The 22,514-nt window shown below is 72.7% G+C and carries 20 protein-coding genes; 14 read left to right on the forward strand and 6 right to left on the reverse strand.

The features are described 5' to 3' along the window. Nucleotides 1-79 precede the first annotated feature (79 nt). Both ACF08W_RS01085 and ACF08W_RS01090 read left to right on the forward strand, forming a co-directional pair. Nucleotides 80-2,074, forward strand: a complete 1,995-nt coding sequence (locus ACF08W_RS01085) for a Xaa-Pro dipeptidyl-peptidase (protein WP_392277973.1) — start codon at nt 80-82, stop codon at nt 2,072-2,074. Nucleotides 2,075-2,125: 51 nt separating this feature from the next. After that, a complete protein-coding gene (locus ACF08W_RS01090) occupies nt 2,126-3,763 on the forward strand; it encodes an ABC-F family ATP-binding cassette domain-containing protein (RefSeq protein WP_392277974.1) in 1,638 nt (545 codons plus the stop codon). A gap of 40 nt (nt 3,764-3,803) precedes the next feature. Here ACF08W_RS01090 and ACF08W_RS01095 read toward each other — a convergent pair whose 3' ends face one another. After that, complete coding sequence (locus tag ACF08W_RS01095; RefSeq protein ID WP_392277975.1) at nt 3,804-6,224, reverse strand: Tex family protein; 2,421 nt, start codon at nt 6,222-6,224, stop codon at nt 3,804-3,806. Nucleotides 6,225-6,450: 226 nt separating this feature from the next. Next, entirely contained in the window at nt 6,451-7,314 is an 864-nt protein-coding gene (locus tag ACF08W_RS01100; RefSeq protein ID WP_385209059.1) for a hypothetical protein, read from the reverse strand. Between the two features lie 146 nt (nt 7,315-7,460). Here ACF08W_RS01100 and ACF08W_RS01105 point away from each other — a divergent pair, with 146 nt between their 5' ends. Further along, complete coding sequence (locus ACF08W_RS01105; RefSeq protein ID WP_392277976.1) at nt 7,461-8,423, forward strand: GlxA family transcriptional regulator; 963 nt, start codon at nt 7,461-7,463, stop codon at nt 8,421-8,423. 17 nt (nt 8,424-8,440) lie between these two features. Then, a complete protein-coding gene (locus tag ACF08W_RS01110) occupies nt 8,441-9,076 on the forward strand; it encodes a DJ-1/PfpI family protein (RefSeq protein ID WP_352274702.1) in 636 nt (211 codons plus the stop codon). Nucleotides 9,077-9,106: 30 nt separating this feature from the next. Here ACF08W_RS01110 and ACF08W_RS01115 read toward each other — a convergent pair whose 3' ends face one another. Next, on the reverse strand, nt 9,107-9,865 hold the full coding sequence (locus tag ACF08W_RS01115) for an enoyl-CoA hydratase/isomerase family protein (protein ID WP_392277977.1): 759 nt from the start codon (nt 9,863-9,865) through the stop codon (nt 9,107-9,109). 80 nt (nt 9,866-9,945) lie between these two features. Between ACF08W_RS01115 and ACF08W_RS01120 the strand changes: the two genes are divergently transcribed. Together ACF08W_RS01120 and ACF08W_RS01125 are read left to right on the forward strand one after the other, a co-directional pair. Beyond that, nucleotides 9,946-10,572: an HdeD family acid-resistance protein gene (locus ACF08W_RS01120; RefSeq protein ID WP_385209069.1), complete on the forward strand. Its 627-nt coding sequence runs from the start codon at nt 9,946-9,948 to the stop codon at nt 10,570-10,572. Between the two features lie 135 nt (nt 10,573-10,707). Further along, nucleotides 10,708-11,163: an ATP-binding protein gene (locus tag ACF08W_RS01125; RefSeq protein WP_392277978.1), complete on the forward strand. Its 456-nt coding sequence runs from the start codon at nt 10,708-10,710 to the stop codon at nt 11,161-11,163. A gap of 49 nt (nt 11,164-11,212) precedes the next feature. Here ACF08W_RS01125 and idi read toward each other — a convergent pair whose 3' ends face one another. From idi to ACF08W_RS01140, 3 genes are all read right to left on the reverse strand, one after another. Continuing rightward, the gene (idi, locus tag ACF08W_RS01130; protein WP_352274698.1) at nt 11,213-11,806 is read right to left on the reverse strand and encodes an isopentenyl-diphosphate Delta-isomerase; all 594 of its coding nucleotides are present in this window, start codon (nt 11,804-11,806) and stop codon (nt 11,213-11,215) included. Between the two features lie 134 nt (nt 11,807-11,940). After that, nucleotides 11,941-12,504: a GNAT family N-acetyltransferase gene (locus ACF08W_RS01135; RefSeq protein WP_392277979.1), complete on the reverse strand. Its 564-nt coding sequence runs from the start codon at nt 12,502-12,504 to the stop codon at nt 11,941-11,943. 235 nt (nt 12,505-12,739) lie between these two features. Next, nucleotides 12,740-13,681: a cation diffusion facilitator family transporter gene (locus ACF08W_RS01140; protein ID WP_385209076.1), complete on the reverse strand. Its 942-nt coding sequence runs from the start codon at nt 13,679-13,681 to the stop codon at nt 12,740-12,742. A 435-nt stretch (nt 13,682-14,116) separates the two neighbouring features. Between ACF08W_RS01140 and ACF08W_RS01145 the strand changes: the two genes are divergently transcribed. The 8 genes from ACF08W_RS01145 (at nt 14,117) to hpnC (ending at nt 22,496) form a co-directional block, all read left to right on the forward strand. Further along, complete coding sequence (locus tag ACF08W_RS01145) at nt 14,117-15,886, forward strand: DUF5941 domain-containing protein (RefSeq protein ID WP_385209605.1); 1,770 nt, start codon at nt 14,117-14,119, stop codon at nt 15,884-15,886. After that, the gene (locus tag ACF08W_RS01150; RefSeq protein WP_385209079.1) at nt 15,883-16,620 is read left to right on the forward strand and encodes a sugar phosphate nucleotidyltransferase; all 738 of its coding nucleotides are present in this window, start codon (nt 15,883-15,885) and stop codon (nt 16,618-16,620) included. Before ACF08W_RS01145 ends, ACF08W_RS01150 begins: the two co-directional genes overlap by 4 nt. Further along, nucleotides 16,608-17,669, forward strand: coding sequence for an iron-containing alcohol dehydrogenase family protein (locus ACF08W_RS01155; protein WP_352274694.1), 1,062 nt, complete (start codon nt 16,608-16,610; stop codon nt 17,667-17,669). Before ACF08W_RS01150 ends, ACF08W_RS01155 begins: the two co-directional genes overlap by 13 nt. Continuing rightward, a complete protein-coding gene (locus ACF08W_RS01160) occupies nt 17,647-18,426 on the forward strand; it encodes a CDP-alcohol phosphatidyltransferase family protein (RefSeq protein WP_366299378.1) in 780 nt (259 codons plus the stop codon). Before ACF08W_RS01155 ends, ACF08W_RS01160 begins: the two co-directional genes overlap by 23 nt. Nucleotides 18,427-18,434: 8 nt before the next feature. Then, a complete protein-coding gene (locus tag ACF08W_RS01165) occupies nt 18,435-19,307 on the forward strand; it encodes a glycosyltransferase family 2 protein (RefSeq protein WP_392277980.1) in 873 nt (290 codons plus the stop codon). Between the two features lie 109 nt (nt 19,308-19,416). Continuing rightward, a complete protein-coding gene (locus ACF08W_RS01170; RefSeq protein WP_385209084.1) occupies nt 19,417-20,346 on the forward strand; it encodes an ABC transporter permease in 930 nt (309 codons plus the stop codon). Then, a complete protein-coding gene (locus ACF08W_RS01175) occupies nt 20,339-21,124 on the forward strand; it encodes an ABC transporter ATP-binding protein (protein ID WP_352274690.1) in 786 nt (261 codons plus the stop codon). The genes ACF08W_RS01170 and ACF08W_RS01175 overlap by 8 nt, the downstream gene beginning before the upstream one ends. A 460-nt stretch (nt 21,125-21,584) precedes the next feature. Continuing rightward, entirely contained in the window at nt 21,585-22,496 is a 912-nt protein-coding gene (hpnC, locus tag ACF08W_RS01180) for a squalene synthase HpnC (protein ID WP_392277981.1), read from the forward strand. Nucleotides 22,497-22,514 lie beyond the last annotated feature (18 nt).

Below are 22,514 nucleotides of genomic sequence, written 5' to 3' on the forward strand. Positions count from 1 at the left end.
GTTCTCCACCGCGATCACGCCCCTTTCGCCCTCGACCGCCCCCTGTCGTAAGGGAGTTGACCAGGAGTACCTTCCGCCCATGCCGACACGTGCGCAAGGACTCCGTTCGAGGTACAGATCCCTGGTGGCGGCGGCCGTGGCCGCCCTGATGGCCGTCCTGCTCTCCCCGGCCGGCGCCCAGGGCGCGGGCCCCCGCGAGGCCCGGCCGCCGGAGAGCCGGCCCGTCTACTCCTACCCGGACGCGGTCCGCGAATCCGTCTGGGTCGACACCGGCCTCGACAGCGACGGGGACGGCCGCTCCGACCGGGTCGCCGCCGACATCATCCGGCCGCGGGAACCCGCCCGCCAGGGCCGGAGGATCCCCGTCATCATGGACGCCAGCCCGTACTACTCCTGCTGCGGACGCGGTAACGAGAGCCAGCTCAAGACCTACGACAGCGACGGCCGCCCGGTCGGATTCCCGCTCTACTACGACAACTACTTCGTCCCGCGCGGCTATGCTTTCGTCGCCGTCGATCTGGCCGGAACCAATCGCTCGGACGGCTGTGTCGACGTCGGCGGACGCGCCGAGGTGCAGTCCGCCAAGGCCGTGATCGACTGGCTGAACGGCCGCGCCCGCGCCTACACCACCCGCACCGGCGACGGACGCGCCACGGCGGGCTGGTCCAACGGGCGCACCGGAATGATCGGCAAGAGCTGGGACGGCACCATCGCCAACGGCGTAGCCGCGACCGGCGTCCGGGGACTGCGCACCATCGTGCCGATCAGCGCCATCTCCTCCTGGTACGACTACTACTTCGCCCAGGGCGCCCCCCTCTACGACGGCGGCCCCGACATGCTCGCCGGCTACGTGGAAAGCCCCGAGGCGGGCGAACGCTGCGCCGCCGTGCGGCAGCGGCTCGCCGACGGGGCGCCGCGCAACGGCGACTGGACCCCGCTGTGGAGCGAGCGGGACTACGTGAAGGACGCGCGCAAGGTGCGGGCCAGCGTCTTCGCCGTCCACGGCATGCAGGACCTCAACGTCCGCACCAAGCACCTCGGCCAGTGGTGGGACGCGCTCGCGGCCCAGGGCGTGGAACGCAGGATCTGGCTCTCCCAGACCGGGCACGTCGACCCGTTCGACTACCGGCGCGCCGAGTGGGTCGACACCCTGCACCGCTGGTTCGACCACTACCTCCTCGGCTACGACAACGGCATCGACCGCGAGCCGATGGCCGACGTCGAACGCCACCCCGACCAGTGGTCCACCGACCGGGTCTGGCCGCCCCGCGCCACCCGTCCCACCACCGTGCGCCCCGCCCCGGGCACCGCCCCCGGTGTCGGCACCCTGGGCCTGCGGCCCGCCCGCCCCGGCGCCACCGAGACGTTCACCGACGACCCGGCCCTGAGCGAGACCGACTGGGCCGCCGACCTGGACCGGAGCACCGGCGCCAAGGCCGGGTTCCGCACCGCGCCGCTCACCGCCGACCTGCGCCTGGCCGGCTCCGCGAAGGTCACCGTCACCGCCACCCCGACCACCTCGACCGCCCACCTCTCCGCGGTCCTGGTGGACATCGGACCCGACACCATCCGCGACTACGGAGCCTCCGGCGAGGGCATCACCACCCTCGCCGACCGCGGCTGCTGGGGCGGGAGCACCCCCGGCGACAGCTCCTGCTACCGGAACACCGCGGCCCGCACCACCCCCGTCGACCGGACGGTGATCAGCCGGGGCTGGGCCGATCTCGGCACCTATGCCTCGCCCGGCAGGGGCCGCCCGCTCACCCCGGGCCGCCCCGTCACCCTCACCGTCGACCTGGCCGCCACCGACCACGTCGTCCCGGCCGGCCACCGCCTCGCCCTGATCGTCGCGGGCACCGACCGCGACCTCATCGACCCGCCCGACTCCACCCCCACCCTCACCCTCGACCTCTCCCGCACCACCGCGAAGCTGCCCCTGGTCGGCGGCGCCGGCGCCTTCGTACGGGCCACCGCCGGCTCCGCCACAGCGACGGCCGCGGACCCGGTGCCCGGGGTCCGGGGCGTGACCCCGCCGCACCGGACCCGGCACGTTCCGGGAGGCGGCCGCTCCTGACACCGCCGGCCGGCGGGTCATCGGGGGGCGTCCCCTAAAATCGGCCCCCTGATGACTGCCACTCTCGTCGCCAAGGACCTCGCCGCCGGACACGGCGACCGCACGCTCTTCGCCGGGCTCGACCTCGTGGTCGCGCCCGGCGACGTGATCGGTCTCGTCGGAGTCAACGGGGCCGGAAAATCGTCCCTCCTCCGGCTGCTCGCCGGACTCGACCGGCCGGAGGAGGGCGAGCTGCGGCTCTCCCCGCCCACCGCCACCGTCGGCCACCTCCCGCAGGAGCCGGAGCGGCGCGCGGGCGAGACCGTGCGGGAGTTCCTGGCCCGCCGCACCGGCGTCGCCGAGGCCCAGGCCGCGATGGACGCGGCGACGCAGGGGCTCGTCGACGGGGCGCCCGGCGCGGACGACGCCTACGCCGAGACCCTGGAGCGCTGGCTGGCCCTGGGCGGCGCCGACCTGGACGAGCGCGCCGAGGAGACCGCGGCCGAGCTCGGCCTGACCGTCGGCCTCAACCTGCCCATGACCGCGCTCTCCGGCGGCCAGGCCGCCCGCGCCGGACTGGCCTCCCTGCTGCTCTCCCGGTACGACGTCTTCCTGCTCGACGAGCCCACCAACGACCTGGACCTGGACGGACTGGAGCGGCTGGAGCGCTATGTCTCCGGGCTCCGCGCGGGCACGGTCGTCATCAGCCACGACCGCGAGTTCCTGATGCGCACGGTCACCAAGGTCCTCGAACTGGACCTGGCCCAGCAGCAGATCAACCTCTACGGCGGTGGCTACGCCGCCTACCTGGAGGAACGCGACCGCGCCCGTCGGCACGCCCGCGAGGAGTACGAGGAGTACGCCGACAAGCGCTCCGCGCTCGAGGGCCGCGCCCAGATGCAGCGTTCCTGGATGGACAAGGGCGTCAAGAACGCCCGCCGCAAGGCCACCGACTCCGACAAGCAGGGCCGCAAGTTCCGCAGCGAGTCGAGCGAGAAGCAGGCCGCGAAGGCCCGGCAGACCCAGCGCATGATCGAACGGCTCGACGTCGTCGAGGAGCCCCGCAAGGAGTGGGAGCTGCGGATGGAGATCGCCTCCGCGCCCCGCTCCGGGTCCGTGGTGGCCACCCTGCGCGAGGCGCGGGCCGTGCGCGGCGACTTCGGCTTCGGCCCGGCCTCGCTCCAGATCGACTGGGCCGACCGGGTCGCCATCACCGGCGCCAACGGCGCGGGCAAGTCCACCCTCCTCGCCGCACTTCTCGGCCGCCTGCCGCTGGACTCGGGACAGGCGACGCTCGGCTCGGGCGTGGTGGTCGGCGAGGTCGACCAGGCCCGCAGGCTCTTCCACGGTACGGAGACGCTGCTGGAGGCGTTCTGCGCGGCCGTGCCCGACACCGAACCGGCCGACGTGCGCACCCTGCTCGCCAAGTTCGGCCTGCGCGCCGACCATGTGATGCGCCCCGCCACCACGCTCTCCCCGGGCGAACGGACCCGGGCGGCGCTCGCCCTGCTCCAGGGCAGGGGCGTCAACCTCCTGGTGCTCGACGAGCCGACCAACCACCTCGACCTGCCCGCGATCGAGCAGCTGGAGTCGGCGCTGGACTCGTACACCGGGACGCTGCTGCTGGTCACCCACGACCGGCGGATGCTGGAGGCGGTCCGTACGACCCGCCGGATCGAGGTGGCGGGAGGGCAGGTGACGGAGGTCTGAGACGGGGTGGAGGGCGGCGCGCCGCCCTCCACCCCCGGCGCTACCGCTTCCGGCCGCCGTCCCGCTCCGGGCCGGTGAGACCGGCCCGCCGCAGGGCGTCCGCCATCGCGCTGTTCACCGGAGCGGGGGCCTGCCGGGTCGCGCCGCCACCGCGCCGCTCACGGTTCTGGCCGCCGCCCTGCTGTCCCTGCCCCTGCCCCTGGCGCTGCCGGGGCGGCCGGCCACCCTGACCGCCGCGCTCACCGCGCTCGCGCCGCGCACCGCCGCCCTGGGCGCCCGCGCCCGCCGCCGCGTCGTCGTCCAGCCGCAGCGTCAGCGAGATCCGCTTCCGGGCCACGTCGACGTCCATCACCTTGACCTTCACGATGTCGCCCGGCTTCACGACGTCCCTCGGGTCCTTCACGAACGTCCGCGACATCGCCGACACATGGACCAGACCGTCCTGGTGGACACCGACGTCCACGAACGCGCCGAACGCCGCGACGTTGGTGACGACCCCCTCCAGCACCATGCCGGACTCCAGGTCGCCGATCTTCTCGACCCCCTCCTTGAAGGTGGCGGTCCGGAACGCGGGCCGGGGGTCGCGTCCCGGCTTCTCCAGCTCCTTCAGGATGTCGGAGACCGTCGGCAGACCGAACTTCGCGTCCACGAAGTCGTCGGCCCGCAGCGACCGCAGCACATGCGTGTTGCCGACCAGCGAGGCCACGTCGCCGCCCGTCTTCTTCGCCATCGCCCGGACCACCGGATACGCCTCCGGGTGCACGCTGGAGGCGTCCAGCGGGTCGTCGCCCCGGATGCGCAGGAAGCCCGCGCACTGCTCGTACGCCTTCGGCCCGAGCCGCGCCACGTCCTTCAGCGCCCGGCGGGAGAGGAAGGGGCCGTTGGCGTCGCGGTGCGCCACGATGTTCTCGGCGAGCCCCGCGCCGATCCCGGAGACCCGCGAGAGCAGCGGCGCGGAGGCGGTGTTGACGTCGACCCCGACCCCGTTCACACAGTCCTCGACGACCGCGTCCAGGGAGCGGGAGAGCTTCACCTCGGACAGGTCGTGCTGGTACTGGCCGACGCCGATCGACTTCGGGTCGATCTTCACCAGCTCGGCGAGCGGGTCCTGGAGCCGCCGGGCGATGGAGACGGCCCCGCGCAACGACACGTCCATGTCGGGGAGCTCCTGCGAGGCGAAGGCCGAGGCCGAGTACACGGAGGCGCCCGCCTCCGAGACCATCACCTTGGTGAGCTTCAACTCCGGGTGCTTGTCGATGAGTTCACCGGCGAGCTTGTCCGTCTCGCGGGACGCCGTGCCGTTGCCGATCGCGATCAGGTCGACCTGGTGGGCCTTGGCCAGCCGGGCCAGCGAGGCCAGCGCCTGGTCCCACTTGTTCGCCGGGACGTGCGGATGGATGACGTCCGTCGCGACGACCTTCCCGGTGGAGTCGACGACGGCGACCTTCACCCCGGTACGGAAACCGGGGTCGAGCCCGAGCGTCGCCCGCGTCCCGGCCGGGGCGGCGAGCAGCAGATCACGCAGGTTCGACGCGAAGACGCGCACCGCCTCGTCCTCCGCCGCGGTGCGCAGCCGCAGCCGCAGATCGATGCCGAGGTGCACCAGGATCCGGGTCCGCCAGGCCCAGCGCACCGTGTCGCCGAGCCACTTGTCGCCGGGCCGGCCCCGGTCGGCCACGCCGAAGCGCCGGGCCACCAGGTTCTCGTACGCCGAGGGGCCGGGGGCGTCGGAGGGCTCCTCCGGCTCCAGGACCAGGTCGAGCACGTCCTCCTTCTCGCCGCGCAGCATCGCGAGCACCCGGTGCGAGGGCAGCTCGGTGAAGGGTTCGGCGAAGTCGAAGTAGTCGGCGAACTTCGACCCGGCCTCCTCCTTGCCCTCCCGGACCCGGGCCACCAGCCGGCCCCGCGTCCACATCCGCTCGCGCAACTCGCCGATCAGATCGGCGTCCTCGGAGAACCGCTCGGTGAGGATGGCACGGGCCCCCTCCAGAGCCGCCGCCGGGTCCGCGACGCCCTTGTCGGTGTCGACGAACGCGGCGGCGGCGACGAGCGGCTCCACGGACGGGTCGCCGAGCAGCCCGTCGGCGAGCGGTTCGAGCCCGGCCTCCCGGGCGATCTGCGCCTTCGTGCGCCGCTTGGGCTTGAACGGCAGGTAGATGTCCTCCAGCCGCGCCTTGGTGTCGGCGGCCCGGATCCGCGCCTCCAGCGCGTCGTCCAGCTTGCCCTGCTCACGCACCGAGTCGAGGATCGCCGACCGGCGGTCCTCCAGCTCCCGCAGATAGCGCAGCCGCTCCTCGACCGTGCGCAGCTGCGCGTCGTCGAGCATCTCGGTCGCTTCCTTGCGGTAGCGGGCGATGAACGGGACGGTCGACCCGCCGTCCAGCAGCTCGACGGCCGCCTTCACCTGCCGTTCGCGTACGCCGAGCTCCTCGGCGATCCTGCCTTCGATGGACGTCGTCACGGTTCTACCGACTCGCCTTCTCGTACGGGCTCCACTGCTGTGCATACCGGGGCACTGCCCCCAGGGGGTGTCCGACACATGCCTGCGGCGTCGCGCACTCATCGATCGGACATCCCCTGGGCGCGCGTCCGGCGGCTCAGGGCCGGACGTGCTCCAGCCCTGCATTGTGCCGGGTGGCCGGGCGCCGTGTCGCCCGGCCACCCCCGGTTGTCGGCCGGACGGCGGCTCAGCCCCTGCCGATCAGATCATCGGGGAAGGCGCCCGCCGAGGCCGCCGCGGCCAGGAAACCGCGCCCCAGCTCCGTCAGCCGCTCCACCCCCGCCGCGCCCAGATGCTCGTACGGCGCCGCGTCCATCCGGTCCGTGGTCTCCTCCAGCTCCGCGCGGAGCGCCGTGCCCGCCTCGGTCAGCTCACCGTCCGCGTCCAGCACCCCGCGCAGGCGCAGCCGCTCCCGCGCCGCGTCCAGGTCGGCGTCCACCCAGCCCCGGGTGGTCATCACCCAGCGCGGGGACATCCCCCGGCCGGTCGCGGTGTGGCTGACCACCGACTCCAGGGGGTCGAGGCCGGCGGTCAGCAGCGCCGCCATGTGGCCGTCGCCGCGGTGCTCGCGCAGCAGTGTCGCGGCGTGCCAGAACGCCAGATGCGGCTCCTCGGGCACCGGGAGGTCGGCATGGGCGGCGTAGAGCGGACGGGAGTGGCGGGTGCAGGCCTCGGTCGCGCGCAGCGCGAGCTTCGCCGCCTCGGCCATCTCCGGGGAGGCGACCGCCGCCTCGCCCAGCAGCCGGCGCAGGGTGGCGTCGGCGGCGCGCAGCCGGGCGGCCAGGGCCTCCCCGGGCGAGACGGTGGACCACACGGCGGGCAGGTAACGGGCGATGAGCCGGTGGTCGAAGTTGTAGAAGGCCGCGGTGACCGGGCCCGGACCGACGGCACCCATCGCCGCCGCGCGCGAGGCGAAGTAGGCGCCGCTCCAGTCGTCGACGCCGAGCGCGGCGTACTGCTCGGCGAGATCCGGTGAGAAGTAGACCGTCGAGTGCAGCGTGTTGAGGGCGTTGTGGCAGCGGCGTCCGGCGCGCGGCGGCAGAGTGCTCATGGCGGCACACTACCGACTGGTCGGTACGCCCGATACCCCGTGCGGCGGCCCGCTTCCGCCGACCCCGGACCGGCCCGTGGCCCATGGCAGGAAAGGTGGGTTCCTCGTCGTTGCCGCCCTCACCGGGGCCCGCCAGGATTGCGGCCATGACGCAGCGATCCGTACTCGTCGTGCTCTACGAAGGGGTCCAGAGCCTCGACGTCACCGGGCCGGTGGAGGTCTTCGCCGGAGCCTCCCGCTTCCCGGGCGCCGGGTACGCCCTGAGCACCGCCACGCTCGACGGCGCCCCCGTCCGCACCAGCAGCGGGCTCCTCCTCGTCCCGGACACCGCCCTGACCGCCACCGGCACGCCCCACACCCTGCTCGTCCCCGGCGGCGAGGGCACCCGCACCCCGGATCCGGCGCTCGTCGACTGGCTGCGGGAGCACGCCCCGCGCGCCGAACGGCTCGTCTCCGTCTGCACCGGGGCTCTGCTGCTCGCCGCCGCCGGACTGCTGGACGGCCACCGGGTGACCACCCACTGGACGGTCTGCGGCCACCTCGCCCGCCACCACCCCGCCGTCGAGGTCGACCCGGACCCCATCTTCGTCCGCGACGGCAGACTGGCCACCTCCGCGGGCGTCACGGCCGGCATCGACCTGGCCCTGGCGCTCGTCGAGGAGGACCACGGCCGGCGGATCGCCCACGACATCGCCCGTCACCTGGTGGTCTTCCTGCGCCGACCCGGCAACCAGGCCCAGTTCAGCGCCCAGCTCGCCGTCCAGACCGCCCGGCGCGAACCGCTGCGCGAGGTCCAGCACTGGATCACCGAGAACCCGGCCGCCGACCTCCGCGTCGAGGCACTCGCCGCCCGTGCCCGGCTCTCGCCCCGGCACTTCGCCCGCGCCTTCCGGGACGAGACGGGCCTCACCCCGGGCCGCTACGTGGACCGGGTGCGCCTCGAACAGGCCCGCCGACTGCTGACGGACACCACCGACGGCGTCGAAGGCATCGCGCGCGCCTGCGGATACGGCACCCCCGAGGCGATGCGCCGCGCCTTCGTGAAGGTGCTGGCCACCACCCCCACCGCATACCGCCGGAACTTCCGGACCCGACCCGACACCCACTGACCCCGAAGGACCAGCCCATGCAGATCGCCGTCGTCCTCTTCGACCGCTTCACCGCACTCGACGCCGTCGGCCCCCACGAGATGCTCGCCCGCCTCCCCGGCGCCGAGACCGTGTTCGTCGCCGGGCGAACCGGTCCCGTACGCAACGACACCGGCGGCCTCTCCCTCCTCGCCGAGCGGACCTTCGCCGACGTGACCGCGCCCGATGTGCTGGTCGTGCCCGGCGGGCCCGGGCAGCGCGACCTGATGGCCGACCCCGAGCTGCTCGGCTGGCTGCGCACCGCCGACGCCACCAGCACCTGGACCACCTCCGTGTGCACCGGCTCGCTCCTGCTCGCCGCCGCCGGGCTGCTGACCGGGCGGCGGGCCACCTCGCACTGGCTCCAGCTGGACGTGCTGGCGGAGCTCGGCGCCGAACCGACCGGGGAGCGCGTCGTCGTCGACGGCAAGTACGTCACGGCGGCGGGCGTCTCGGCCGGCATCGACATGGGGCTCACCCTGGCGGGCCGGATCGCGGGCGAGGACCACGCCCGCGCCGTCCAGCTGCTGACCGAGTACGACCCGCAACCGCCCTACGACGCGGGCTCGCCGGAGAAGGCACCGGCGGCCATGGTCGAACGCTTCCGCGCCGGACGCCACCGCCTCCTGCGGTAACACGTTCCGGCGGCGTACACCCGGACGGCGTCAGGCCCCGCCCGTCCAGGCGAAGCGCGGCGCGCGCCGCTCCAGGAAGGCGGCGGCCCCCTCGGCGGTGTCGCCGCTGCGGCGGGCCTGCTCCGCCCAGTACGCCTCCCGCCCCTCCCGGCCGTCGGCGAACTCCTTCGCCGCCGCCTGCGTCAGCCCCGAGCGGGCCACCAGGGTCCGTACGTAGGCGGCGACCCGGCCGTCCAGCCCGCCGGCCGGCAGCACCTCGTCGACCAGGCCGGTCCGCAGCGCCCGCGCGCTGTCGATCAGCTCACCGGAGAAGAGCAGGTGCTTCGCGGTGGCCGGACCGGTCAGTGCCACCAGCCGACGGGTCGACGACGCGGCGTACACGACGCCGAGCTTGGCCGGGGTGACGCCGAAGGACGCGCCCTCCTCGGCGAACCGCAGATCGCAGGCGGCCGCGAGCTGACTGCCGCCGCCCACGCAGTAGCCCCGGATCGCCGCGAGCGTCGGCCGGGGGAACGCGGCCAGCGCCTCCTCGGCCGCCACCGCGAGCCCCTGCGGGTCGCTCCCCGGCTCGCGCAGCGAGGCGATGTCCGCACCGGCGCAGAAGGTGTCCCCGGCACCGGTGAGCACCAGCACCCTGACCGCCTCGTCCTTCGCCAGCCGCTCCAGCAGAACGGGCAGCGCGGACCACATCGCGAGGGTCATCGCGTTGCGTTTGGCGGGGTTGCGGATGACGACGGTGGCGACGCCGTCCGCGACGGCGTGCTCCAGCCCGGGTTCGGTGCGCTCCATGGGCCGGATGCTATCCGGCGCGTTCGAACCTACGATCAGGAAGGGGTCGCCGATCCGGCACGTACCGTGAGGAGCTTCCCATGGCCGATCCCGCAGCCGAGGGCAGGAGGCTGAGCCGCAGTTTCGGCTGGCTCGCCCTGCTCGGCACCCTTCTCGTCGTGGCCGGACTGGTCGGCCTCGTCTACACCGGCGTCGCGACGCTGACGTCGATGCTCCTGTTCGGCTGGCTGCTGCTGCTCGGCGGGATCGTCGGACTGCTGCACGCCATCGACTCGCGGGGCACCGACTACTTCTGGCTGGGTGTCGTGGTGGCCGCGCTGAACATCGCCGCCGGAGTCGTCGTCATCCGCCATCCGCAGGGCAGTGCGGAGGCACTGACCATGTTCGCCGCGCTGCTCTTCCTCACCGGCGGGGTGTTCCGCCTGGTGGGCAGCGTCGTGGTGCGCGGCCCCCAGTTCGGCTGGACGCTGCTGCAGGGCGCCTTCGGCCTGCTGCTGGGTCTGCTGGTGCTCTTCGACTGGCCGCACAGCAGCCGCTACGTCCTCGGCCTCTTCTTCTCGCTGGCGCTGCTCTTCGACGGGCTCGGCCTGATCGCGACCGGGATCGGCGGCCGCCGGGTCGTCTCGCTGGTCTCGGAGCAACAGAGGGTGACCGGAGGCTTCCCCGAGTCACCCGGCAAGGACGGGCACAACCGGTCCGAAGGCTGAGCCGCCGGCGCCCAGTCCGGTCAGAACACGTCGATAGGAGTCGAATTCAGTTCAGTGACCCTGTCCGTACCGGATACGCCCAGCACTCTGTACCCGACGTGCAGTCACCATCGAGTGGAGAGCGGGTACCGGACTATGGAGAGCCGCGGGAGTGTCCCCGCCCGGCCCGTGTCGTACGAGGGAGTCTGGCGGTTCACCGCCCCGGCCGTGGACGTCTCCGTACCGCAGGCCCGGCACGCGGTGCGCGACCTGATCGCACGCCAGGGTGTTCCGCTGGACGAGGACGTGGTCGGAGGGCTGCTGGTCATCGTCTCCGAACTCGTCACCAACGCGGTGAAGCACGCCGCGCTGCTCTCGCCGGAGCTCGCCGTCGAGGTGGCCGTCGACGAGACATGGATCCGGGTGTCCGTCGAGGACAACCATCCCTACCGGCCGACGGCCCTGGAGACGGACCACGGACAGACCGGCGGGCGCGGCCTGCTGCTGGTCCGGGAGATCACCCGGGAGGCGGGCGGCGCCTGCGACGTGGAGCACACCGCGGGCGGCGGGAAGATCATCTGGGCGGCCCTGCCGCTGACCCCCCGGCCCTGAACCCCGGCCGCGCCCCGCCCGACCGGGCCGGGCGCGGCCGGGCGGGACGTCACCAGCCGGCGGACGGCCCGGTCAGCTCCCTGATCGCCGGACGCGCGGCGTCCAGCACCGTCATGAACCACGCCGAGAACGGCGCCTCGGCGTGCCGCTCGACGAGCTCCGCCGCCGTCACGAAGGCGACCTCGCCGACCTCCTCCGGATCGGGCTCCGGCCGGTCCTGCGCCATTCCGACGAAGAGGTGGTTGAACTCCTGCTCCACCAGGCCGGAGGCCGGGTCGGGGTGGTTGTAGCGGACCGTGCCCGCCTCGGCCAGCAGGGAGGGGGAGATCCCCAGCTCCTCATGGGTGCGCCGGGCGGCGGCGGTGAACGGCGCCTCGCCCGGGTAGGGGTGGCCGCAGCAGGTGTTCGACCAGACACCGGGGGAGTGGTACTTGCCGAGCGCGCGGCGCTGGAGCAGCAGTCTGCCCTGCTCGTCGAAGAGGAAGACGGAGAAGGCACGGTGCAGCTGTCCCGGCGCCTGGTGGGCGGCGAGCTTCTCCGCCGTACCGATGGTGGTGCCGTTCTCGTCGACCAGTTCGAGCATGATCTCTTCTGCTGCGCCGTTCGACGAGCTGTGCGCCGCGGTGGCTGGTGTGGTCGGCATACCCATCCTTCGCTATGGTCCCGGCCCGGTGCGCCGGTCCCGTCGAGTCCGGCCAAGTCTGCCGTACAAAAGGGGCTTGTCCGTACCTGGGGCACGTCCGCCGGACACGCCTCGGGCGCGTCCGGCGGACCGGGTCAGACGCCGAAGGCGGCCGGGTAGACGATCGTGCCCCCGGGGACCGGCGCGGACGCGTCGAGCACCAGCGCCATCATCGCCTCGTCCGGGACCTCGAAGCCCGGCCGGATCCCGTACCGCGACGCCGGCACGAAACCGAACATCGGGTAGTACTCGGGGTGGCCGAGCACCAGGACGAGCGGTTCGCCCCGCAGCCGGGCCGCGTCGAGCACCGCCCGTACGACGGCCTGCCCGGCGCCCCGCCGCTGGTACTCCGGGGCCGTGGCCACCGGGGCCAGCGCGAGCGCCGGTGCCGCGCCGACCCGGCACCGGGTCAGCAGGGCGTACGCCACGACGGCGCCGCCCGGGCCGTCCGTCGCGACCATGGAGAGACCGGGCAGCCAGGCCGCCGGGTCGGTGCGCAGCGCGTCGACGAGCGCCGCCTCGTGGGGTGTCGGGAAGGCGGCGGTGTTGACCGCGCGTACGGCCGCCGCGTCGGCGGGCGTCTCCGGACGGGTCGGCCAGTGAGGGCCGGCCGGGGAAGGCGCGGAAGGAGTGGTGTGGTCGTTCTCGTTGTCGGTCAACGTGGAAACCCTTGGACGGGAAGGGGTCCGGCCGACGGGTGGCCCGCCGAGGGGCGGGAACGTCAGCCGAGAACCCGGGAGACGGGGAGGGACCGGAGGCCGCGCCGGGTGGGCGCCTTCACAACCGTCATCCGCCTCGACCCCTCTCCCGTTCCGTTCGTCCCGCGCGCCGGGAATCGGCGCACCAGAGGTCGAACGTCTCTGCGACGAGACTACACGGCCCGCCGCACGGGGGTCAGTGACAGAGCCGGGACTCGTGCTCGGCGTGGCCGACCGGCTCCAGCTGGAAGGTGCAGTGCTCCACGTCGAAGTGGGTGCCGAGACAGCCCTGGAGGTCGTGGAGGAGCTTCTCGTGGCCGATGGAGTCCAGCACGTCCTGGCGCACCACCACATGGGCGGAGAGCACCGGCATGCCCGAGGTGATCGTCCAGGCGTGCAGGTCGTGGACGTCCAGCACACCGGGCAGGGCGACGATGTGGGCCCGGACCTCCGCCATGTCGACGCCCTTGGGCGCCGACTCCAGCAGTACGTTGAGCGTCTCCCGGAGCAGCTTCACGGTACGCGGGACGATCATCAGGCCGATGAGCAGCGAGGCGATCGGGTCGGCGGCCTGCCAGCCGGTGAGCAGGATGATCCCCGCCGAAACCAGCACCGCGACCGAGCCCAGCGTGTCCGCCAGCACCTCCAGATAGGCGCCGCGCACATTGAGGCTCTCCTTCTGCCCGCGCATCAGCAGCGACAGGGAGACGATGTTGGCGACCATGCCGACCGCGGCGACGGCGATGGCCACCCCGCCCCTGGTCTCCGCCGGGGTGATGAACCGGTCGACGGCCTCGACCAGCAGGAAGCCGCCCACCCCGAGCAGCAGCAGGCAGTTCGCCAGCGCCGCGAGGATCTCGGCACGGGCGTAGCCGAAGGTGCGGTTCGGCCCGGCCGGCCGGTTGGCGAAGTGGATCGCCAGCAGCGCCATGCCCAGCCCAAGGGCGTCGGTCGCCATGTGGGCCGCGTCGGCGATCAGCGCGAGGGAGTTGGCGACCAGGCCGCCGACGATCTCCACGGTCATCACGGTGAGTGTGATGCCGAGCGCGATCCGCAGCCGCCCCCGGTGGGCGGCCGCCGCCGTGCCGGTGGGCGGCGGCCCGCCGTGTGTGTGTCCGTGGTCGTGCCCTGCCCCCATGGGGACGCCTCCCGGTCGTCTCGGAACCCCGGACGCGATCGGCCCGGCAGGCCCAGTGAACTACGGGTGGGGGGTATGCGGCAACACGGTACTGAACACCGTTGTCAACGTCTCTGACCTGCGGAAATGCCTGCAGGTCAGAGACTTGGCGCGGTGCGGGCGAACAGAGCGGGGCGGCCGCGTTTTGTCAGCCGGGCGGACGATCGACGATGATGATCGCGGACGGTGTCGCAGGACGCCGGTCCGCCCCGAACGGGGCACGAACGGTCGGTGAACTCGCGCTTCCGTTGATCCGATAGCCTCTGCCGACGTGCCGCCGGCCCGCATCGGGCCGCACTGTCGCGCGCCGACCCCGTCAGCACCAAGGAGTGAGTTCGTCTGTCGACCGCCATCCTCACCGGTGCACCGGTACCCGGGTCGTCGCTCACGGACGATCTGCGGTCACTCGGCTTCGACGTACAGATCGCCGCCGACGTGACCGAGGCCGCCCGGCTGCTCTCGGCCGTCCCCGCCGACCGCCGCGTCGCACTGGTGGACCCCCGCTTCGTCGGCCATGTCCACGCCCTCCGGCTCGGGCTGACCGACCCCCGCTTCCCCGCCGCCACGGTGCCCGGCGCGCTCACCGCGCAGCCCGAGGCGCGCCCCGCGCTCGCCCGCGCTCTGGACACCACGGCCGAGGCCGTCGGCGCGGGCCTGCCCACCGGCCCCGCCGACGTACCGGTCACCGACCGCACCGTCCCCGGCCGGATCGCCCTGACCATGGACGCCGGGGGCACCGCGGTCCAGCGCCCCGAGCTCGGCTCGCTGGTCGCCGCCGTACCGGCCGACGGCCCCGCCCGCGAGACGGCGCGGGCCGCCCGCGACGCGGTCGACGACGAGGCGGTACGGCTGCGCAGCGCGGTGAAGGCCCACGACGGCTTCTTCACCACGTTCTTCATCAGCCCGTACTCCCGCTACATCGCCCGCTGGTGCGCCCGCCGGGGCCTCACCCCCAACCAGGTCACCACCGCGTCCCTGCTGACCGCGCTCATAGCGGCCGGCAGCGCCGCCACCGGCACCCGCGGCGGCTACGTCGCCGCCGGCGTGCTGCTGCTCCTCTCCTTCGTGCTCGACTGCACCGACGGACAGCTCGCCCGCTACTCGCTCCAGTACTCCACGATGGGCGCCTGGCTGGACGCGACCTTCGACCGCGCCAAGGAGTACGCCTACTACGCGGGCCTCGCGCTCGGCGCCGCCCGCGGCGGCGACGACGTCTGGGCGCTCGCCCTCGGCGCGATGGTGCTCCAGGCCTGCCGGCACGTGATCGACTTCTCGTTCAACGAGGCCAACCACGACGCGGTGGCCAACTCGAGTCCCACGGCCGCCCTCTCCACCCGGCTCGACAGCGTCGGCTGGACGGTCTGGCTGCGCCGGATGATCGTGCTCCCGATCGGTGAGCGCTGGGCGATGATCGCGGTCCTCACCGCCGTCACCACGCCCCGGATCGTCTTCTACGCCCTGCTGATCGGCTGCGGATTCGCCGCCTGCTACACCACCGCCGGCCGCCTGCTGCGCTCGGTGACCCGCAAGGCGCGGCGCACCGACCGCGCCGCCCGGGCCCTCGCCGACCTCGCGGACTCCGGCCCGCTGGCCGAGGCCGTCGCCGCGGTCGGACCCAAGCTCGGCGGAAGCTGGAGCGCCCCGGTCACGGCCCTGCTCGCCGGGGTCCTGATGGTCGCCTCCGCGCTCACCCAGCCCTTCGGCAGCTGGCACACCATCCTGGCCGCGGTGGTCTACGCGCTCTTCTCCGGAATGGCCGTCTCCCGCCCCCTCAAGGGCGCCCTCGACTGGCTGGTGCCCCCGGCGTTCCGGGCCGCCGAGTACGGCACGGTGCTGGTCCTCGCGGCCCGCAGTGACGTGCCGGGCGCGCTCCCGGCGGCCTTCGGCCTGGTCTCGGCCGTCGCCTACCATCACTACGACACCGTCTACCGCATCCGCGGTGGCACCGGCGCACCGCCCCAGTGGCTGGTCCGCACGATCGGTGGGCACGAGGGCCGCGTCCTGGTGGTGGCCGTACTCGCCGCCGTGTTCACCCGGCATTCGGCGTTCGCCACGGCACTCACCGTGTTCGCCGTGGCGGTGGCCCTGGTGGTGCTCGTGGAGTCCATCCGCTTCTGGGTGTCCTCCGGAGCACCCGCCGTTCACGACGAAGGAGAACCCGCATGATCGGCCTCGTACTGGCAGCCGGTGCAGGACGGCGTCTGCGCCCCTACACCGACACGCTCCCGAAGGCCCTCGTGCCTGTCGACGGTGAGAAGACCGTCCTGGACCTCACGCTGGCCAACTTCGCGGAGATCGGCCTCACCGAGGTCGCCGTCGTCGTCGGCTACCGCAAGGAGGCCGTGTACGCCCGCAAGGCCGAGCTGGAGGCCACCTACGGCGTCCGCCTCACCCTGATCGACAACGACAAGGCCGAGGAGTGGAACAACGCCTACTCCCTGTGGTGCGCCCGCGAGGTCCTGGCCCGCGGCGTCATCCTGGCCAACGGCGACACCGTCCACCCGGTCTCCGTCGAGAAGACCCTGCTCGCCGCCCGTGGCGAGGGCCGCCGGATCATCCTCGCCCTCGACACGGTCAAGCAGCTCGCCGACGAGGAGATGAAGGTCGTCACCGAGGACGGCAAGGGCGTGCGGCACATCACCAAGCTGATGGACCCCGCCGCCGCGACCGGTGAGTACATCGGCGTCACCCTCATCGAGCCCGAGGCCGCCGCAGAGCTGGCCGACGCCCTGAGGACGACCTTCGAGCGCGACCCCGACCTCTACTACGAGGACGGGTACCAGGAGCTGGTGAACCGGGGCTTCACCCTCGACGTCGCCCCCATCGGCGACATCGCGTGGGTGGAGATCGACAACCACGACGACCTCGCGAAGGGCCGTGGCATCGCGTGCCAGTACTGACCCGGCTCATTCCGTCCCCGGTCGTCGTCGACATCCGTCGCGGCGCCCTGGACGATCTGGCCGGCCTCCTCGCCGACCAGCGGATCTCCGCCTCCGGCAAGCTCGCCGTCGCGATCAGCGACGGCTCGGGGCGCGCCCTGCGCGAGCGGCTGGCCCCCGCGCTGCCGGGCGCCGACTGGTACCCGGTGACCGACGGCACCCTCGACTCGGCGGTCAAGCTGGCCGACGAGATCAAGGGCAACCGCTACGACGCCGTGGTCGGCCTCGGCGGCGGCAAGATCGTCGACGTCGCGAAGTACGCGGCGGCGCGGGTCGGGCTGCCCATGGTCGCGGTGGCGACGAACCTCGCCCACGACGGCCTGTGCTCGCCCGTCGCCACGCTCGACAACGACAACGGACGCGGCTCCTACGGGGTCCCCACCCCGATCGCCGTCGTCATCGACCTCGGCATAGTCCGCCAGGCACCCGCCCGTTTCGTACGGTCGGGCATCGGCGACGCGGTCTCGAACATCTCCTGCGTGGCCGACTGGGAGCTCTCCCACGAGATCACCGGCGAGGAGATGGACGGCCTGGCCGCCGCCATGGCCCGGCAGGCCGGCGAGGCCGTGCTGCGCCACCCCGGCGGGATCGGCGACGACGCCTTCCTCAAGGTGCTCGCCGAGGGCCTGGTGATGACCGGCATATCGATGTCCGTCGCCGGGGACTCCCGGCCGGCCTCGGGCGCCTGCCACGAGATCAACCACGCCTTCGACCTGCTGTACCCCCGGCGTGCGGCCAGCCACGGCGAGCAGGTCGGCCTCGGCGCCTGCTTCGCCATGCATCTGCGCGGCGCCCGCGAGGAGGCGCGGCTGATGGCGGCCACCCTGCGCCGGCACGGCCTGCCGGTCCGGCCCGAAGAGATCGGCTTCACCGCCGACGAGTTCGTCCGGGCCGTCGAGTACGCCCCGCAGACCCGCCCGGGGCGCTTCACCATCCTGGAACACCTCAACCTCTCCACCGACCAGATCAGGGACGCGTACGCCGACTATGCAAAAGCCATCGATAGCTGAACTCCGTCCGGTCGTGCACCCGCCGGGCGTGAAGGACCGGCGCAGCGGTGAGCACTGGGCTGGTCGGCTCTACATGCGCGAGATCTCGCTGCGCATCGACCGGCACCTGGTGAACACCCGGGTCACCCCCAACCAGCTGACCTACCTGATGACCATCGCCGGGGTGCTCTCCGCGCCGGCCCTGCTCGTGCCGGGCATCCCCGGCGCGCTGCTCGGCGTGCTGATGGTCCAGCTCTACCTCCTGCTCGACTGCGTCGACGGCGAGGTGGCCCGCTGGAAGAAGCAGTTCTCGCTGGGCGGTGTCTACCTCGACCGGGTGGGCGCGTACCTGTGCGACGCGGCCGTGCTGGTCGGTTTCGGCCTGCGCGCCGCCGATCTGTGGGGCACCGGGCGGATCGACTGGCTCTGGGCCTTCCTGGGCACGCTCGCGGCCCTGGGCGCCATCCTGATCAAGGCCGAGACGGACCTGGTCGGCGTCGCCCGGCACCAGGGCGGGCTGCCGCCCGTCAAGGAGGCCGCCTCGGAACCGCGCTCCTCCGGTATGGCGCTCGCCCGCCGGGCCGCCGCCGCGCTCAAGTTCCACCGGCTGATCCTCGGCGTCGAGGCGTCCCTGGTCATCCTGGTCGCGGCGGTCCTCGACGCGGTCCGCGACGACCTCTTCTTCAGCCGTCTGATGGTCGCGGTGCTGGCCGGCATCGCGCTGCTGCAGACCCTGCTGCACCTGGTGTCGATCCTGGTGTCGAGCAGGCTGAAGTGAGTTCGCCCATGAAACTCGGCGCGGTCGTGATCACCATGGGCAACCGCCCGGAGGAGCTCCGCGCCCTCCTCGATTCGGTCGCCGCGCAGGAGGGCGACCGGATCGAGGTGGTGGTCGTCGGCAACGGCGCCCCCGTGCCCGACGTCCCCGCGGGCGTCCGGACCGTCGAGCTGCCGGAGAACCTGGGCATCCCCGGCGGCCGCAACGTCGGGATCGAGGCCTTCGGCCCGTCCGGCGCCGACGTGGACGCCCTGCTCTTCCTCGACGACGACGGGCTGCTGCCGCGCACCGACACCGCCGAGCTGTGCCGCCGGGCCTTCGAGGACGACCCCCGGCTGGGCATCGTCAGCTTCCGGATCGCCGACCCGAACACCGGCGTCACCCAGCGTCGCCACGTGCCGCGGCTGCGCGCGTCCGACCCGATGCGCTCCTCCCGCGTGACGACCTTCCTCGGCGGCGCCAACGCCGTACGCACCAAGGTCATCGCCGAGGTCGGCCCGCTGCCCGGGCAGTTCTTCTACGCACACGAGGAGACCGACCTCGCCTGGCGGGCGCTGGACGCCGGCTGGATGATCGACTACCGCGCGGACATGGTGCTCAGCCACCCCACGACCGCCCCCTCGCGGCACGCGGTCTACCACCGGATGGTGGCCCGCAACCGGGTCTGGCTGGCGCGCCGCAACCTGCCCGCCCCCCTGGTGCCGGTCTACCTCGGGGTGTGGATGCTGCTGACCCTGCTCCGCAAGCCCTCCGGGGCCGCGCTGAAGGCGTGGTTCGGGGGCTTCCGGGAGGGCTGGTCCACCCCGTGCGGAACCCGGCGCCCGATGAAGTGGCGCACGGTCTGGCGGCTGACCCGCCTCGGCCGACCGCCCGTGATCTGAGAGAGACCCCCCTCTGAGAGCATGGGACGTACGTTTTCCCTTTGGGACCTGTCCGCTCCGAGCCGCGCCCGCGACTGGCTGCGCATCTTGAATACGAGAGTTTCATCTGGTGAGTGACACAACCCACGACGGTGCGGTCGCCCTGGGCACCCCGCCGTCCGCCGACGACGGCCTGAGCCCGGCCGAGCTGGCCGCCAAGTACGGCCTGACGGTGAGCGGCGCCCGGCCGGGGCTCTTCGAGTACATCCGGCAGCTCTGGGGCCGGCGCCACTTCATCATGGCGTTCTCCCGGGCGAAGCTGACCGCCCAGTACAGCCAGGCCAAGCTGGGCCAGCTGTGGCAGGTGGCCACGCCGCTGCTCAACGCCCTGGTCTACTACTTGATCTTCGGGCTGATCCTGGGCACCCGGAAGGGGATGACCCAGGAGGTCTTCATCCCGTTCCTGGTGACCGGGGTGTTCGTCTTCACCTTCACGCAGAGCTCCGTGATGGCCGGGGTGCGGGCCATCTCCGGCAACCTGGGGCTGGTCCGGGCGCTGCACTTCCCGCGCGCCTCGCTGCCCGTCTCGTTCTCGCTCCAGCAGCTCCAGCAGCTGCTGTTCTCGATGATCGTCCTCGGGGTCGTGGCCGTCGCCTTCGGCAGCTATCCGAGCCTCTCCTGGCTGCTGATCATCCCGGCGCTGGCCATGCAGTTCGTCTTCAACACCGGTCTGGCGCTGATCATGGCCCGGCTCGGCAGCAAGACCCCCGACCTGGCCCAGCTCATGCCGTTCGTCATGCGGACCTGGATGTACGCCTCGGGCGTCATGTTCTCCATCCCGGTGATGCTCAAGGACAAGCCGGCCTGGATCGCCGACCTGCTCCAGTACAACCCGGCGGCCATCTACATGGACCTGATCCGCTTCGCGCTGATCGACGGCTACGGTTCGAGCAACCTGCCCGCGCACGTCTGGATCGTGGCGCTCGCCTGGGCGGTCCTGATCGGGCTGGTGGGCTTCGTGTACTTCTGGAAGGCAGAGGAACGGTACGGCCGTGGCTGACGACAAGACCCAGGGGCGCGTCCCCACCGTCATCGCCGACGATGTGCACATCGTGTACCGGGTCAACGGCGCGGGCGGCGGCAAGGGAAGCGCCACCGCGGCGCTGAGCCGGATACTGCGCCGGGGCAAGGGCGAGCCCCGCGGGGTGCGCAAGGTCCACGCGGTGCGCGGCGTCACCTTCACCGCCTACCGGGGCGAGGCGATCGGCCTCATCGGCACCAACGGCTCCGGCAAGTCGACGCTGCTGCGGGCCATCGCCGGTCTGCTGCCGACGGAGAAGGGCAAGGTCTACACCGACGGCCAGCCCTCGCTGCTCGGGGTCAACGCGGCGCTGATGAGCGATCTGACCGGTGAGCGCAACGTGGTGCTCGGCGGCCTCGCCATGGGCATGTCCCGCGAGGAGATCCGCGAGCGCTACCAGGGCATCGTCGACTTCTCGGGAATCAACGAGAAGGGCGACTTCATCACCCTGCCGATGCGCACGTACTCCTCCGGCATGGCCGCGCGGCTGCGGTTCTCCATCGCCGCCGCGAAGAACCACGACGTCCTCATGATCGACGAGGCCCTGGCGACCGGTGACCGCAAGTTCCAGATCCGCTCCGAGAAGCGCATCCGGGAACTCCGCAAGGAGGCGGGCACGGTCTTCCTGGTCAGCCACAGCAACAAGTCCATCCGGGACACCTGCGACCGGGTGCTCTGGCTGGAGAAGGGCGAGCTGCTGATGGACGGCCCGACCGACGAGGTGCTCAAGGCGTACGAGCGCGAGACCGGCAAGTAGCCCGCCGCTCCGCGGCCTCCCGACGGTCCCCGCCGGCCATCCCGGCGGGGACCGTCGCGCTGTGCGGACCGGCGGCCGCGCCGCCCCCGGGGACCGTCCCGGCGGTCGTGTCCACGCCCGGCGGTATGCGCCGTTCCCGATCTCGTCCCGTCGGATGACGCCAAATACCTTGATCCGGTAGAAGGTTGGCGGGGCGTCGAACGGAGGGGCGGGGCGGCCCGCACCCCGCCGTATGGATGAGCGTTGTACAACGTAAGCTGTACCGGTGCTGATTCGAGGCAAGTGGGGCGATCGTCCCTGGTGCACGGCCCGCAACCAGCGCTCCGCACTCGGCCGACCGGGCGGCGTGTCCGGAATGGGATGTTTTGGGTCAGCGGTGTAGAACGGGAGATGTGGCGGCAATGACGGAAGATCTCCAGCTCCGGGGTGCTCACGCCGTCCCAGCACCGGGCGGCGACCGGTGACCCCGACGCACGTCGACGAAGCGGTGCCAGGCACGCTCGACAAGGCCGCGCACGAGAACTTCCCCGTAGCCCCCTTCTTCCTGCCCCGGGCCTGGCGGGACGACCTGATGGCCGTCTACGGCTACGCCCGCCTCGTCGACGACATCGGCGACGGCGACCTGGCGCCCGGCGGCGCGGACGCCCGTCATCTCGGCCTCGATCCGGAGGCGGCCGCGGACCGGCTCGCCATGCTCGACGCCCTGGAGACCGACCTGCGCAGGGTCTTCGACACCTCCGGCGAAGCACCCCGTCACCCCCTGCTGCGCGGGCTGCTGCCCACCGTGCGGCGCCGCGCCCTCACCCCGGAGCCCTTCCTCGGCCTCCTGGAGGCGAACCGGCAGGACCAGAAGGTCCGCCGCTACGGGACCTACGAGGAACTCCTGGCCTACTGCGAGCTGTCCGCCAACCCCGTGGGCCGGCTCGTCCTCCAGATCACCGGCACCGCCAGCCCCGAGCGCGTCCGCCGCTCCGACGCCGTCTGCACCGGACTCCAGATCGTCGAACACCTCCAGGACGTCGCCGAGGACCTCGGCCGAGACCGGATCTACCTGCCCGCCGACGACATGGCGCGGTTCCATGTCACCGAGGCCGACCTCGCCGCCCCCTCGGCGGGGGCGGCGGTCCGCTCACTGATCGCGTACGAAGCCGAACGCGCCCGCGCCCTGCTGGACGAGGGCATCCCCCTCGTGGCCAGCGTCGACGGCAGGCTCAAGCTCCTGCTCGCCGGATTCGTGGCGGGCGGGACCGCCGCCCTGGCCGCGATCACGGCCGCCGGGTTCGACGTACTGCCCGGACCGCCCAAGCCCAGCAAGCCCGGACGGCTGCGCGAAGTGGGAGTTGTCTTGCGAGAAGCGCGTGGAGAGGGGTGAGCCGGACCGTGGAGGGAC

It is taken from the genome of Streptomyces sp. NPDC015144, assembly GCF_043079735.1.
Taxonomy (GTDB): domain Bacteria; phylum Actinomycetota; class Actinomycetes; order Streptomycetales; family Streptomycetaceae; genus Streptomyces.

Excerpts from the sequence above, each read along its gene's own strand:
- ACF08W_RS01085 (WP_392277973.1), top strand. The coding sequence starts at position 80 with ATGCCGACACGTGCGCAAGGACTCCGTTCGAGGTACAGATCCCTGGTG.
- ACF08W_RS01090 (WP_392277974.1), top strand. The coding sequence starts at position 2,126 with ATGACTGCCACTCTCGTCGCCAAGGACCTCGCCGCCGGACACGGCGAC.
- ACF08W_RS01100 (WP_385209059.1), bottom strand. The coding sequence starts at position 7,314 with ATGAGCACTCTGCCGCCGCGCGCCGGACGCCGCTGCCACAACGCCCTC.
- ACF08W_RS01105 (WP_392277976.1), top strand. The coding sequence starts at position 7,461 with ATGACGCAGCGATCCGTACTCGTCGTGCTCTACGAAGGGGTCCAGAGC.
- ACF08W_RS01110 (WP_352274702.1), top strand. The coding sequence starts at position 8,441 with ATGCAGATCGCCGTCGTCCTCTTCGACCGCTTCACCGCACTCGACGCC.
- ACF08W_RS01115 (WP_392277977.1), bottom strand. The coding sequence starts at position 9,865 with ATGGAGCGCACCGAACCCGGGCTGGAGCACGCCGTCGCGGACGGCGTC.
- ACF08W_RS01120 (WP_385209069.1), top strand. The coding sequence starts at position 9,946 with ATGGCCGATCCCGCAGCCGAGGGCAGGAGGCTGAGCCGCAGTTTCGGC.
- ACF08W_RS01125 (WP_392277978.1), top strand. The coding sequence starts at position 10,708 with ATGGAGAGCCGCGGGAGTGTCCCCGCCCGGCCCGTGTCGTACGAGGGA.
- idi (WP_352274698.1), bottom strand. The coding sequence starts at position 11,806 with ATGCCGACCACACCAGCCACCGCGGCGCACAGCTCGTCGAACGGCGCA.
- ACF08W_RS01140 (WP_385209076.1), bottom strand. The coding sequence starts at position 13,681 with ATGGGGGCAGGGCACGACCACGGACACACACACGGCGGGCCGCCGCCC.
- ACF08W_RS01150 (WP_385209079.1), top strand. The coding sequence starts at position 15,883 with ATGATCGGCCTCGTACTGGCAGCCGGTGCAGGACGGCGTCTGCGCCCC.
- ACF08W_RS01160 (WP_366299378.1), top strand. The coding sequence starts at position 17,647 with ATGCAAAAGCCATCGATAGCTGAACTCCGTCCGGTCGTGCACCCGCCG.
- ACF08W_RS01165 (WP_392277980.1), top strand. The coding sequence starts at position 18,435 with ATGAAACTCGGCGCGGTCGTGATCACCATGGGCAACCGCCCGGAGGAG.